The 13,565-nt window shown below is 47.8% G+C and carries 11 protein-coding genes; 7 read left to right on the top strand and 4 right to left on the bottom strand.

Features of this window, described 5'->3' with window-relative positions; translation table 11 throughout:
- Nucleotides 1-34: 34 nt before the first annotated feature.
- The 3 genes from floA to Q0668_RS07120 all read right to left on the bottom strand — a co-directional run bounded on the left by floA (nt 35) and on the right by Q0668_RS07120 (nt 3,117).
- Nucleotides 35-1,084, bottom strand: coding sequence for a flotillin-like protein FloA (gene floA, locus Q0668_RS07130; RefSeq protein ID WP_298861958.1), 1,050 nt, complete (start codon nt 1,082-1,084; stop codon nt 35-37).
- 141 nt (nt 1,085-1,225) lie between these two features.
- Nucleotides 1,226-1,822: an NfeD family protein gene (locus Q0668_RS07125; RefSeq protein ID WP_298861956.1), complete on the bottom strand. Its 597-nt coding sequence runs from the start codon at nt 1,820-1,822 to the stop codon at nt 1,226-1,228.
- A 233-nt stretch (nt 1,823-2,055) separates the two neighbouring features.
- Nucleotides 2,056-3,117, bottom strand: coding sequence for a DUF1080 domain-containing protein (locus Q0668_RS07120; RefSeq protein WP_298861954.1), 1,062 nt, complete (start codon nt 3,115-3,117; stop codon nt 2,056-2,058).
- Nucleotides 3,118-3,551: 434 nt separating this feature from the next.
- Between Q0668_RS07120 and Q0668_RS07115 the strand changes: the two genes are divergently transcribed.
- The 6 genes from Q0668_RS07115 to Q0668_RS07090 all read left to right on the top strand — a co-directional run bounded on the left by Q0668_RS07115 (nt 3,552) and on the right by Q0668_RS07090 (nt 11,272).
- A complete protein-coding gene (locus Q0668_RS07115) occupies nt 3,552-3,788 on the top strand; it encodes a DUF3311 domain-containing protein (protein WP_298861952.1) in 237 nt (78 codons plus the stop codon).
- Complete coding sequence (locus Q0668_RS07110) at nt 3,788-5,794, top strand: sodium:solute symporter family protein (protein WP_298861950.1); 2,007 nt, start codon at nt 3,788-3,790, stop codon at nt 5,792-5,794. Before Q0668_RS07115 ends, Q0668_RS07110 begins: the two co-directional genes overlap by 1 nt.
- A 95-nt stretch (nt 5,795-5,889) precedes the next feature.
- Nucleotides 5,890-6,321: a thioesterase family protein gene (locus Q0668_RS07105; protein ID WP_298861948.1), complete on the top strand. Its 432-nt coding sequence runs from the start codon at nt 5,890-5,892 to the stop codon at nt 6,319-6,321.
- 19 nt (nt 6,322-6,340) lie between these two features.
- Nucleotides 6,341-7,033, top strand: coding sequence for an ABC transporter ATP-binding protein (locus Q0668_RS07100; RefSeq protein WP_298861946.1), 693 nt, complete (start codon nt 6,341-6,343; stop codon nt 7,031-7,033).
- A 36-nt stretch (nt 7,034-7,069) separates the two neighbouring features.
- Complete coding sequence (locus tag Q0668_RS07095) at nt 7,070-10,579, top strand: FtsX-like permease family protein (protein ID WP_298861944.1); 3,510 nt, start codon at nt 7,070-7,072, stop codon at nt 10,577-10,579.
- A 147-nt stretch (nt 10,580-10,726) separates the two neighbouring features.
- The gene (locus tag Q0668_RS07090) at nt 10,727-11,272 is read left to right on the top strand and encodes a hypothetical protein (RefSeq protein WP_298861942.1); all 546 of its coding nucleotides are present in this window, start codon (nt 10,727-10,729) and stop codon (nt 11,270-11,272) included.
- Between the two features lie 268 nt (nt 11,273-11,540).
- On the opposite strand, the gene Q0668_RS07085 is transcribed toward Q0668_RS07090, so the two are convergent.
- The gene (locus Q0668_RS07085) at nt 11,541-12,371 is read right to left on the bottom strand and encodes a hypothetical protein (protein WP_298861940.1); all 831 of its coding nucleotides are present in this window, start codon (nt 12,369-12,371) and stop codon (nt 11,541-11,543) included.
- Between the two features lie 600 nt (nt 12,372-12,971).
- Between Q0668_RS07085 and Q0668_RS07080 the strand changes: the two genes are divergently transcribed.
- Nucleotides 12,972-13,427, top strand: a complete 456-nt coding sequence (locus tag Q0668_RS07080; RefSeq protein WP_298861937.1) for a hypothetical protein — start codon at nt 12,972-12,974, stop codon at nt 13,425-13,427.
- The last annotated feature ends 138 nt before the right edge of the window (nt 13,428-13,565 follow it).

The raw sequence follows: 13,565 nt of genomic DNA, 5'->3' as shown, positions 1-13,565 counted from the left end.
CTGGCTGCAATGGTTATCTAATCCTGCCCGATCTCTACGTTGCAGAAGTCGATTCCCTTTCAGGAGTGGCTATTGAATCCCTCATTTTGGTGTCCGCTTGAACGTTTTTCAGTTCGTAATAATCCATCAAGCCAATTTTCTTAGAACGAAATGCACCGGCAATGGCCTCGGGAACTTTCGCTTCCGCCAACACAACCTTCGCCCGATTTTCCTGGGTTAGTGCCACCATTTCCTGCTCTCGAGCCTTCTGGTTAGCACGACGCTGTTCTGCTTTCGCTTGAGCAACCCGCATTTCTGCTTCTGCATGGTCTGCCTGCAAACGCGCGCCAATGTTTTCGCCCACATCTATGTCGGCAATATCAATCGAAACAATCGTGTAAGCCGTTTGTTTCTCAAGACCTTCACCCAGCACAATCTCTGAGATTTTATCTGGATTTTCAAGTACCTTCTTATAAGATTCTGTTGAACCAATGGCTTGTACAATACCCTGGCCTACCCGAGCAATCACGGTTTCTTCCGTTGCACCACCCACCAACTGTTTTAAGTTCGTTCGCACGGTGACGCGGGCACGTACATTCAACTGAATTCCATCGCCGGCCACAGCGTCCAATGTGCTGTTACTTTTTCGTGGATCCGGGCAATCAATCACTTTGGGATAAACGCTCGTTCGTACCGCGTCCAGTATGTCCCGCCCCGCCAGATCGATTGCCTGAGCGGCCTGCCAGTCGAGCTCAATCTTAGCACGCTGAGCAGCAATTAATGCACGAATCACGTTGGGGACATTTCCACCAGCCAGGTAATGGGCTTCCAGATCGCGTGTCGAAATATCATACTGACGAGTGATGCCTGCTTGAATCGCCATAATTTTACAGCGAACGATAATCGTAGGATTGACCTTTCGAATGGACATCATGACCAGATTCGGAAACGAGATCTTGGCATTCGTCATTTTGCACTGCACCCATAAACCAGCATATCTGGCAAATACGGCAAAAAAGACCATCACACCAAGAAATACAACAATTCCGACAATCCAGGTAATTGTCGAAGTATTTTCGGCTGCCAAAAGATTCAAGGCGTTCATACTGGCTTTCCTATCCTAAGAAAAATGTAGATCCAAGGTTGTTCTCAGTCTGCTGAATCGGTCTGTTAAAATTTATTGATGTATTCTTATTGATGATTGTAAAGAAAATTCTTCTCATCATCCAGAGACTACTTAGAATTATCAGGATTCCGGGATTTCAAAATCAAGCCTGTCATCTGTTGTAGAATCGCTCAATTGAGTGGTTTCCGAATCTGATTTTGACCCTTCGGCGGGAACTTGTTTTACCACCTTCACCACCAGCCTGGCTCCCTCCACAGCAATCACTTCTACCTCCACCTGAGATTCTATTACCATCCCCTGACTTTCACAGTGGAGTCGTTCATCATTAACGAGGACAAACCCGCTGGGGTTCAAAAGAGTTTGTGTTTTTCCAATTTTACCAAGCAGTGAACGCAGATGTTCAGTTTCTTCCTTGAAACCAGTTACCTCTTCCAGTGTAGGAACCTCGTGAATGATTTTTTTTCCCCATGTCGTGTTGGGAAAGAATCTGACTGCAAAACCCAGCGTCGTCGGTATCAGAATCACCACACCGGCGATGTAAGTCCACCAAAGGCTGGGGTTTGTATCCCACCAGGCAAGCCAGGCGGCCCAGATGGCTGACCCCAGGCTTAACAAAGCCAATACTGCAATAATTCCCCCTGAGGGAATAAAAATCTCTGCGACTAACAGCATCAATCCTACTGCTAACGCGAGGATTGCAATCAGTGAATAATCCATTAGATCAATAGACTTTCCATGCGTTGTCATTCTCCCGTTTGTCTCAAACCGGAAAAGTACAATCCTGGGAACGAACCAAATAGAAACTTAGAAGCGCATACCTAATTACAACAGCACCTTAAGACACTTCACACCTATTGTAACTGCTTTAAAAAGCAAGGCAAGACGCGAAAGGAAATATCCGGCTCTGGATGCGATTCGTAAAAAGCCAATCTGAGGCAACTCGCGGTTGCTCAGCGATCACAGAGAAGCGACTGGCATGGATGGCAATAAACCGGATCGGGCTGGTCACTAAGATCAACGATCCAGATATTGCGAAAACGAACCGGATTCGAGTGATTCTGCAGTTTAATAGGAAAGAGTTCAGCCCCTTCCTGCTTTCCACCACCTGTTTTGGCAATGATCGAGTAATCCTGATGAATGGGAATACCATTCTGCAAAACGGTAATGAATGCATTTTTCGTCTTTTTCCCTGCTGAATCAAACCTGGGAGCCACAAATGCAATATCATAAGTCTGCCAGGAAAGAGGCGGAAAACACATATTGACGTCGGCTCGTTTTTGCTTGTAAAGCCCACCGCATTCATTTTCAACGCCCTCCAATCCGAATGAATCGAGGACTTGCACTTCATAGCGACTCTGGAGATAGACCCCGCTGTTACTACGTGCCTGTCCGGTTGCATAAGGCATATAAGGCAGACGAAATTCCAGATGCAGGCGAAAACTGTGATACGTTTTTTTGAACTCCGTCCCGACATTCAGCAGGCCTTCATCGGTAATTTTACCATCTTTAAATTGGTCTACAGAACTACCATCAAATAGAACCGTGGCATCGACCGGTGGTTTTGCACCCAGCGTAACACTCGTGCGTTGATATTTGGAAATCTGCCCCAGCAGATGACCAGCCAGATCGCGTACATCAACACGGCCCCCCTTTTTCACCTGGAGCAGCAGTTCCTCTCCTTTCAGAGTCAGCACATCCCCCTTACGCATGCCGGTTAATTCACGTCTCTCGGAACGATCCCAGCCATTTCCCGGAAGTCCCCCGTAATAGAGGGATGCTACAAAATTGCCATCGCCGCGGGCAACGACCTGCAGCCCAATCGTACAAGACCCGCACCAGGAACAATCAGTACCAATCAAGCCATAGTATTCGCCTTGGAAATGAAAATCTTCATCGACCTGTTTGATATCCAGAATCGCAAAGTTCTTGTCACCTTTTTTCGCCTGAGCGAATACTTCCGATGAGAAAATACTACTGACACAGAATAATCCCACGAGTGCTAGACGAAACATCAATTCCCTATCCTCTCCAGAAACCTTAATCGAAACAGATCGATAATTTTATGCAAGCCACCATTCTGAGGAGAGCCTATACCATTTGCAAGCCTGGATTTTATGTTTGATCTTTTCATAAGTGCCTGATCCACTGAACTATAAGTTTGTAAACGGAAGTTAACGCTGACGGCTTGATTTCAGGTAGATCAGCAGGTTTATTGACACAATTCTGACCGTTACGTTGTGAGTCATCAGAAATTTTGTCACAATAGTCGACCAGTGCGAATCAGTGGAATTTCCTTGAATTCCACTTCCCGCCAAAATCATTGAGACCCTATGGTTTTTGCAAACCCACCTGTAACGACTCTGTCAACATAGTTGCGAATTGAATTCCTGTAAGGATCGAAGACATTTATTCCTGATCAAATCGTTCGCTATAGAAAAGATGCATTATGAGATACGCCATTTATGGATTGGTTGTCGTGCTGATCGTTCTTCACCAAGACAACTGGTTGTGGGATGATACAAGACTCATTTTTGGATTCATGCCCATCACCCTGCTGTATCAAGCCGGGATCTCCATTGGTGCCGCCATTGTCTGGTTTCTTGCCACAAAATTTGCCTGGCCACACCACCTTGAAGAAATTGCACAGGACTCCCCCGCTCAGGAAACAGGAGAATCAGAATAATGACCCAGTTGGTAATCATCGGAATTTATTTGGGTATGCTGCTCTGCCTGGGCCTGTTTTCGAGCCGGCTGTTTAAAGGAACCAGTAAAGACTATATGCTGGCCAGCCATTCCATTGGACCTTTTCTGTTATTGATGTCCATCTTCGGCACCACAATGACAGCATTTGCTTTAGTCGGTTCCAGTGGAGAAGCATACAAAGAGGGCGTCGGCGTTTATGGCATGCTGGCATCCTCCAGTGGAATTATCCACTCGCTCTGTTTCTTCCTCCTGGGAATTAAACTCTGGTCATGGGGGCATAAACACGGTTACACCACGCAGATTCAATTTTTTCGCGACCGACTCGAAAGTGACCGCATCGGAATTATTCTATTCCCAGTGCTTGTCGGCCTGGTAATTCCTTACTTGCTGATCGGCGTAATGGCGTCGGGTGTTGTTATCAGCAGTATTACGGAAGGGGCGTTTGAAAGTTCCTTCGCCGCTTACGACTATGGCATCCCTCCCTGGCTGGGATCACTGGTCATCAGCATGGTCGTTCTGATCTATGTCTTTTTCGGCGGGATGCGGGGAACCGCCTGGGCGAATACCTTCCAGACAATCGTTTTCATGATTTTAGGTGTTGTCACCTTTGTCGTGATTTCAAACAAATTAGGTGGGTTGGAAGCAGCCAGTAATGCGGTCCTGGAAAAGAACCCGTCCAAGCTGATGCGAGACGTCGCCCCTTCGGACATTGAACGATATGCCAAAAGCTATAAGAGCTGGGAATTGATGGCGAAATACAACTACGCCACCAGAATTGCCAAGACCCTGACATTGACGCCCGATCAAAAAGCAGAAGCCTACAAAGCATTCAAACCACGGATGCCCAACTGGCAAACGAAGGCAGAATCCCTCTTTGCCGCTAAAAATAAATTGTATGATTTAACAAACGAAGAAACCAACAAAGCCCTGTTGAAACAGGACGATCGAGTCATGCCTGATCCCTTTCCGGAAAATTGGAAAACGGAGTTAATGACTCACCATGATCTGAAGGAATATCCGCGGAAGTCGAATGCGGAAAAAGAAAAGGCCCTGCTGATTTTTGCAGGAAAAATTGGACATCCTGAAAAAGACTTCGATCCAAATGATCCTTCCAAAGGGAAAAAATGGACCATCAAAAAAGCGATCGGCGTTTACCGCGCCAGCAATTGGGCCCCGGATGCGCCACACCCCATGAGTAAGCTGGTCTTCCTGACTTACTTCTTCGTGCCTCTCTCCGTCGGCATGTTTCCGCACCTCTTCCAACACTGGCTGACAGCTCGCAGTGCTGCTACGTTTAAATTACCCGTCGTAGCACATCCACTCTTTATTATGATCGTCTGGGTGCCCTGTGTTCTTGTAGGAGTCTGGGCGACTTCTGCTACACTCAACGGCATTCCCATGTTTCCACCTCACTTTCCGGCAAATGCCGTTCTGGCGGCGATGGTCAAAAAAATGACGTCCCCCGTATTAGCCGGTTTTTTAACTGCCGGTATTCTGGCAGCAATCATGTCATCATTGGATAGCCAGTTCCTCTGCCTAGGCACCATGTTTACCGAAGACATCGTAGTGCATTATGGCGGAAAAGATCGATTTACAGATCAACAGGTTGTCTTGATGGCCCGCCTGTTTATTATTCTCATAGTCGCAATCACTTATGGATTCAGCTTGCTAGAACCGAGGCGCGTCTTTACGCTGGGCGTCTGGTGTTTCAGTGGATTCTCCAGTCTGTTCCCAATCATTTTTGCCGCCGTCTATTGGAAAAAATTGACAAAAGCCGGTGCCTATGCGGGAATCCTGGTTGCCATTGGTTCCTGGTTGTACCTATTTAGAGAGGCCGGCTATGCCTTAAAACCAAACTACACGTTTCTGGGAATGATGCCTGTCGCAACAATGGTAGTCTGTTCTGCCGTTGCCATGATATTGGTTTCGCTCATTACAAAACCACCCAGTAAAGAAACAATGGCTCGATTCTACCCGGAAGATTAATTCGGCTGAGCATCTACTAATTACTTTGGAAACGCGACAGGCTGTGATCATTATTTTTCGCAGCCTGCTGCTTACTCGCTTCATTTGAGTTTCGCATGTCCTGTACTTTTAAAACAACGCGCCGTATTGAATTCCACGAGACCGACATGGCGGGCATTGTTCACTTTTCCAATTTTTATAAGTACATGGAACAGGCCGAACACGAATATTTCCGCTCGCTCGGACTGACAATTGTAGATACCCAGCCAGATGGCTCGGTCGTGGGCTGGCCAAGGGTCTCTGCCAAATGTTCGTTTGAGTCGCCCGTGTATTATGGAGATGAACTCGAAATTCGCCTCGCTGTAGAACGCATCGGTGTCAAATCGCTGACCATTGCTTACGAGTTCTGGAGAGATCAAACCAAAATTGCCAAAGGAAAAATGAAAACGGTTTGTTGTCACTTCACGCATGGTAATCCCATGACATCAATCGAAATCCCGGAGTGGATTCAGCAGAAAATTGAATCATCCCAGGATCACGCGGAATAGTTTGTCTGACAGGGCTGATATGAATGACTCCACTGAACAATTAATGGTCCGCGAGTTAACGAAATCGTTTTCGATCACCGCGGAATCACTGCCCATTCTTTCCGGCGTCAACCTTGTTCTCAATCGCGGAGAAGCACTCGCCATTACCGGCCCCTCCGGTTCGGGAAAAAGTACACTGCTCTATATACTAGGGGTCCTCGACCAGCCAACCAGTGGTGAAATCATCCAGTTCGGGGAAAACCCCTTCGAACTCAACACAACACAACAGGCCGAATATCGCAATCAAAATATCGGATTCATCTTTCAAGATCACCATCTAATGCCACAGTTTTCCGTTCTGGAAAATGTCCTGATCCCCACGATGGTCCACCAGGGAACAACCGATGATGCCGAAGAACGTGCCCGAAACTTACTGGAACGCGTAGGCCTCCACGACCGCATGCATCATCGACCCGCCCAAATCTCAGGTGGCGAACGACAACGCGTCGCCGTCTGCCGGGCATTAATCAATAACCCCCGATTATTACTCGCCGATGAACCTACGGGAAACCTCGACCGGAGTAATACCGAATCGATCGGGAAACTATTGCTCGAAATCAATCAGGAACAAAATACCATTTTGATCTGCGTAACTCATAGCCGCGAACTAGCCGCCCTGTTCCCAAAACATCAGGAATTACGTGATGGCTTACTCGCAAATGACATCGCTTGAAATTTCCATTATCAATCATTCGCAAGAGTTCATTCTATGAATCAGACGCGATTTGTTATCACGAGCCTGAAACATTATTGGCGTACCAATTTGGCAGTACTACTAGGCGTCATCGCCGCCACCGCTGTGATTACGGGTGCTCTGATCGTCGGTGACTCCGTTCGTGCCAGCCTGCAACAAATGACCTTCGATCGGTTGGGGGAAATCGACTTCGTCGTTTCAGGTCATCGTTTCTTCCGCGAACAACTGACCACAGAAATCGCCAACTCGCCCGACCTGCCCGATGAAATTAAAAACATCGCTCCTGCTCTCGTACTCAGAGGAAGCCTCACACGCCAACAGACAGATCAGCATCAAAGAGTAGGTCAGGTAAATACCTTTGGCATCAATGAACAACTCTGGTCAATGCTGGAACATAATGGAATCGAACCCCCAACAGGCGACGACGCGATTCTCAATGCGCAAGTCGCACAACAATTACAAGCAAAAGTTGGCGACGAAATCACACTCTGGATCGAACTCCCCTCCGCCATCCCCCGCGATTCCCTTTTAGGCGAAAAAGAAGAACAGTCCGTTGAAATCACTCTCACTGTCAAATCGATTCTCGATGAATCAACTAACGCAGGGCGGCTGGCGCTCATGCCAGACCAGCAACTGCCACTCGATCTGTTCGTCTCCTTAAGCAACCTCCAAAAAGCCCTGGACCTCGACGAAATCAAAGCGTCGCGCCGCGAACCGAAATCACGACCTGCCCGTATCAATTCCATGTTCTTTTCTACTAACAAGAACGTGAACGCCACTTCATATGCAGCAATCAAAACAGCAGAAACGCTGGAATCCATTTTAAAGAGTTCCTTAACACTTGCCGATTTGAATCTAAAAATTGCACCCAACGAACCCTTTAAATACCTCTCGCTGGAAAGCGAGCAGATGATTCTCGATCCGGAAATCGAACAGGCAGGATTCGCAGCCGCCCAGTCTCTAAAGCTCACCACTTCACCGGTGATGGTTTACATCGCCAACGAAATCAGTCAACCCTCGCCGAAACAACAAGACTCAAAACCACTTTTTTCCATGTACTCCATCGTTGCCGGCGTCGACTTTTCTGAACGAGCCCCCTTTGGACCCTTTCAATTTCAGGGTAAGAAACCAAAACTACCTCTCAAAGAAAATGAAATCGTACTCAATCAATGGCTGGCCGAAGACTTGAAAACAAAAGTCAGCCAGACCATCCGCATGACCTACCACACCGTCGGCTCTCGAGGAGAACTCCCGGAATCCGAAAAAACATTTACCGTTCGCGGCATCGTTGCCCTCGAAGGAACCCCCGCCGCCGACCGAAAACTCACTCCCGACATGGATGGCATCACAGACGCAGACACCTTCGGCGATTGGAAACAACCCTTCCCCATGAAACTCGATCGGGTCACAGAACGAGACGAAGCCTACTGGGATAAATACAAGGCCACCCCCAAAGCGTTCGTCTCTTTAAAAACCGCACAGACGTTATGGAACAGTCGCTTTGGAAATTTGACTTCACTACGCGTCAGCCCCCTGCCCGATAAGTCAGTAGAGGAAATGGTCCCTGTTTTTGGAAATGAAGTCCTCAAACAAATTGACACTTTAAAAATGGGTTTAACAGTCCAGCCCGTTAAGTTTTTTGGCTTGATGGCTGCTAGCGGAACGACCGATTTTGCACAACTCTTTATCGGCCTCAGCTTCTTTATCATCCTCTCCGCAATCATCTTGATCCGACTCCTGTTCAAACTGGGCATTGATCGTCGTGTATCCTCCATCGGCCTCCTCGCCGCCATCGGATTCACGCCGCAACAAATCAGACAGGTGATTTTCAAAGAAACATTCATCGTCATTTTCCTCGGCGGATTCCTTGGCATCATAGCAGCCATCGCCTACGCCGCACTGATGTTGTATGGTTTAAAAACCTGGTGGATCGGTGCGATTGGAACGCGCTTTCTATTTCTGCATATCACTCCCACCAGCTTGATGATCGGCGCGTTGATCGCGATTCTCTGTTCTGCCTTTGTCACTTGGCGGGCAATGGCCGAACTCAAACAACTCTCCATTCGCAACCTCTTAGCTGGTGTAAATGCTTCTCAATCCGATACTCAATTAATGAAGCGACGAATTGGTAAACTCTATCAAATCTGTTTCGCCCTCGCTGTGATTTTGATTCTCGCATCCGCCACTGGTCTCGTCCCACAACTGGAAGCCTTTGGCGGCATCTCCTGGCAAATGGTTTCCTTCTTTCTCGTCGGCACACTTTCTCTCATCGCCAGCATCTCCTTTTTGTCGAGTAAACTGAGAATCGAATCGGCCTTGCCTGTCAAAGGCAAAGGAACCCTCGCCTTAATCAAACTCGGTTTCCGAAATGCAGGCCGCTTCCGCCAACGCAGTGTGTTAACCACCGCGCTGATTGCCTCCGCCACCTTCGTGCTGGTCGCAGTCGCCGCCGGTCATCGAAACCCGGCTACCGAAATTCCCGACAAAAATTCCGGAAACGGCGGCTTCTCTCTCATTGCAGAATCTTCGTCTCCTTTGATCTACGATTTGAATACAACCGACGGTCGCGCGAAATTGCTGGTCAACATTCCCGATGATCCCGCCACTCAAAAATTGTTGCAGCAAATGAACGTCATCCCCTTTCGCGTCAAACCAGGAGAAAACGCCAGTTGCCTGAATATTTATCAAACGAATGTTCCCACCATTCTGGGAGTTCCTCAAGAATTGATTGAACAAGGCGGCTTCAAATTTGCAGACACACCGGGTAAAAACCCCTGGAAAATTCTGAATCAAAAACAAGATGATGGCTCCATTCCCGCTCTCGGTGATGGGAATACTTTGAACTATAGTCTCCATAAAGGTCTTGGTAAAACTGTCGGCATCCCTTCGGACGAAAGACCCGATCATAAACTGATCATCAAAGGCATGCTGGATGGCAGTATCTTTCAAGGCGTCCTGTTGATCTCGGATACTAACTTTCAAAAACTCTTTCCTGAACAATCAGGCTTTCAATATTTTCTGATTGAAGTCCCACCGGAAAACTCCACACAACTGGCCAACGTTTTGGAAACCGGACTGACCGAATTCGGCTTCGATGCCGACCTGGTTTCTAATCGACTCGCAAATTTTCTGGCCGTACAAAATACATATCTCTCTACATTTCAATCTCTAGGCGGCCTGGGTTTATTACTAGGTACATTCGGTTTGGCAACCGTCATGTTACGCAACGTGGTCGAACGACGTAGTGAATTGGCACTCTTACGAGCTATCGGCATGACAGGCGGCAACGTCGCGTTAATTGTACTTTCTGAAAATGCGTTTTTACTCATCTGGGGGCTCGCCTCGGGTACAATCTCCGCGTTACTCGCGATGCTGCCATACCTGATGTCAACCGGCGCTGATCTTCCCTGGCTCAGCGTCATTGTCATTCTCTCCACCGTTTTCCTCACCGGTATGCTGGCAGCACTCCTGGCAGTTGCAGATGCCGTTCGTGCTCCGATTTTGCAGACCTTAAGAGCCAACTAACAGGCTGTACAGAATCGCTTTTCTCTGATTCATATAAAATATCCTCTCTATCGGGTGCTGCGAATTCACAAAGTTACTATCATGAAGACTCGAATTTCTCACCAAACGAAATGATCCCCCCTCTCCAAAAATGCAGGAGTTTTAATAATGTCGAAATGGGCTGTCGTGTTAATGTTTGTCATCGGCGCTGCACTTTCCTGGGGCGTTTATGTTCCGTTGGTACACGTCGCTGCCCAAAAATTGGGAAGTAACCTCCGCGCGTTCTTGTTTGTAGGCGTTGCCTACTTTCTCGTCGCCGTTTTGATTCCCGCCTTCTTCATTTTTGTTTTGGATAAAGATCCAACAGCGAAAGCCCATACCAACTTTAATATGAGTCCCATCATGTGGGGCATCGCTGCAGGAACCGCCGGTGCCATCGGCGCCCTCTGCGTCATTTTTGCGGTCACCGCAGGAGGAAAAGGAGCCGCCATTTATGTCGCCCCTCTCGTATTTGCCGGCGCCCCCATCATCAATACCATAGCCACAATCACCATCTTCCACCCAACAAAAACCATGCCCGATCTCCGTTTCTTTCTCGGACTCGTCCTGGCAGCAGCCGGCGCAGGCATGGTCATGATCTATAAACCCGTCGACAAACCAAACGCCACACCTCCCCCAGCCGTCGAAGAACAAACGGCGACCCCCACTCAATAAGTTTAGAACCACTTGATCTGACATAGCCATTTGCAACTCGCGCCACTTCGTGTTGTTCACAACTACTTGCAATGCGCGTTCTCCCACGCAGCTTCATGCTTCATGCTTCAATCTATCGCCTGACTCAAATCATTTAGCGCCAGTCACTCGGAATCTGGTCGTCTTTAACCATATCTGTCCAATTCTCCAAACGCACTTTGCCCAGCGCCCAGAATTTGGAGCACAGCGTCAGGTATTCGAGAACCACATCTTTCGCTTTCTCGTCCTTCTATAGCAATTCTTTCGCCAGCGACATATCGGGTCCGAATGAATTGAGTTGTGGTGAGCCGGAAGTTTTACCAGCGTTGATCAAATATTGCTTCGCTGCTTCCACATCATCGGCGGCGATTGCAATTCTTCCGAGGGTAATGTTTCCGTGGTGAATATGATTTCCACTGTTCCAATCGGAGTTATTCTGGCTCAGCATTTTTTCAGCATACCCTCTGGCTTTTGTGATTTCTTGCGCTACTAGAGCCGCCTTCGCAAGTTGTGCAAGGAGAACATCCTGCTCCAATCCTGCCGAGAGATCATAAGCATTTTCAAGTTGTTCCAGAGCTTTTTGAGCCGTAGTCCGTTCGTCGGTACCGGATTGTTTTATCATATTCAGTGAATAAAGTTGTCCTAAGGCAGCGGGCCATTTTTGATTACTGTTATCAAAGGACTGAGCTTTTAGCAGACATTCTTCTGCCAGTTCTTGATCGTCCAGCATGAAATATTTCGCCGCATACTCAAGTAGAGTCAGATTTTCTGGATCTGTTTTCAGTTTGTCTAACCAGACTTCCTTGCCTTGAGAATACCCCTCTGCATTTATTTTACCGTAGTTTAGCCCATAAGGGGTTGCCAGAACCTCAGACTCTGGTGCGTTCTGAATTAACCACAAGATATGTCTTTGTTTTGCTTCTCGCGCAGAAGGAACATGCTGTTGTTTGAGAAAGTAATAACCCAAGAGCTTCGTGCGCGAGTCGATATCTTGCGGATCCTGTTCTACTTGCTTTTCGAGTGATGCTGCCTCTGCTTCTGTCAATCTACTTCCACTCATTGCCAGGCTTCGATTTCTCACGACATCGTACCTTTCATTTTTCTGATCGACTGTATCAGCTTTTCTTTAAAATGTGTGTTCCATTGCTTACTTGATCGTGACTTTTTCATCATTCTCACAGAGAGGAGTATAACATGTTTTCAGTCATTCATGACAACGTGTCATCCTAATTCAAATTTCTGATCCCGGGAAGTAGCCCAAACACCAAAACCAATTGACAATTTCGAGTGTCTTCAAACGAATTTTTTCCCACGTTTACTGCTCACTTTTGCTCTTGACTCAGTCATCGGAAATCCCACTATGCGTTTATGCGCGTCGCGCGCGAGATGCGTTTTTTGCGCACTGCTTTTCGAGAACACTGAAGATCTCGCTACTATAAAAGTCTCTCTGTTTTGAAAATCTTCACCTGTCAATTCCTCACTGGTGCCCGCTAGCTCGTATCTTATCGACGCGTTTTGGTCACGCTTTGACGCGTCTGATCCACCGCTTGGACACGTATAGACAGCTAGCAACCACGCTTCGCATATCAAAATGAACTTGACCCCTGGTTGCCCATCCAGAAGATGGACCCTGTTCGCGGTCATGCGGAAACACCAGCAGATCAATACAGGAAACCAGTTCATGAAACCCTCTCCCACCAAACCCAAACGCAGACAGCGCAGGACAAAAGAACAACGAACATTAATCTTACGACTCATTAAAAAAATGATTGGTCTTGGAAAATATGCGTCTGAAATCAAAACCGCCATCGCCGACCAGTTCCAACTCAGCCCCCGTTCTGTCGAGCGTTATCTCAGCAGCGCCCGCCGGGAAATGCGCCAACGCCTGGAAACACCATTGGAACAGCACCGTGCCGATTCCTTCTACTTTTATCGCAGCATCATCGATTCACCAGAATCAAACACCCGCGACCGCATACGCGCCCGCGAACGCATCGACAAACTGCTCGGCACCGATTCCGCCACCCCCTTTAAACCAGATCCCTGGGTAGAAGGACTGTCCCCCGAAGACATCAAAAATATGACCGACGAAGAACTCGAAGCCGCCTACCAGAGAATCAGTAAAGAAGTCCGTTAAAATTCAGCCACACATTTTATGCAATAGCCACACAGACCCCGAGATGAAAATCCAGAACTGGACAGAACGCACACATTACACAGTAAGATAGGGGTAGGAAGGACCGGTTGTTCCCGGTCCCCCCTCCCTCCGAACCGG

Source organism: uncultured Gimesia sp. (assembly GCF_937910335.1).
In the GTDB taxonomy this organism is placed as follows: domain Bacteria; phylum Planctomycetota; class Planctomycetia; order Planctomycetales; family Planctomycetaceae; genus Gimesia.
The sequence above is the reverse complement of the archived record's forward strand: the minus strand, read 5'-3'. Positions and strand labels throughout refer to the sequence as shown.

Bases quoted from the DNA above. Each gene is read 5' to 3' on its own strand.
- Q0668_RS07100 (WP_298861946.1), top strand. From the start codon at position 6,341: ATGAATGACTCCACTGAACAATTAATGGTCCGCGAGTTAACGAAATCG.
- Q0668_RS07105 (WP_298861948.1), top strand. From the start codon at position 5,890: ATGTCCTGTACTTTTAAAACAACGCGCCGTATTGAATTCCACGAGACC.
- Q0668_RS07095 (WP_298861944.1), top strand. From the start codon at position 7,070: ATGAATCAGACGCGATTTGTTATCACGAGCCTGAAACATTATTGGCGT.
- Q0668_RS07125 (WP_298861956.1), bottom strand. From the start codon at position 1,822: ATGGATTATTCACTGATTGCAATCCTCGCGTTAGCAGTAGGATTGATG.
- Q0668_RS07090 (WP_298861942.1), top strand. From the start codon at position 10,727: ATGTCGAAATGGGCTGTCGTGTTAATGTTTGTCATCGGCGCTGCACTT.
- Q0668_RS07115 (WP_298861952.1), top strand. From the start codon at position 3,552: ATGAGATACGCCATTTATGGATTGGTTGTCGTGCTGATCGTTCTTCAC.
- Q0668_RS07120 (WP_298861954.1), bottom strand. From the start codon at position 3,117: ATGTTTCGTCTAGCACTCGTGGGATTATTCTGTGTCAGTAGTATTTTC.
- Q0668_RS07110 (WP_298861950.1), top strand. From the start codon at position 3,788: ATGACCCAGTTGGTAATCATCGGAATTTATTTGGGTATGCTGCTCTGC.
- floA (WP_298861958.1), bottom strand. From the start codon at position 1,084: ATGAACGCCTTGAATCTTTTGGCAGCCGAAAATACTTCGACAATTACC.
- Q0668_RS07080 (WP_298861937.1), top strand. From the start codon at position 12,972: ATGAAACCCTCTCCCACCAAACCCAAACGCAGACAGCGCAGGACAAAA.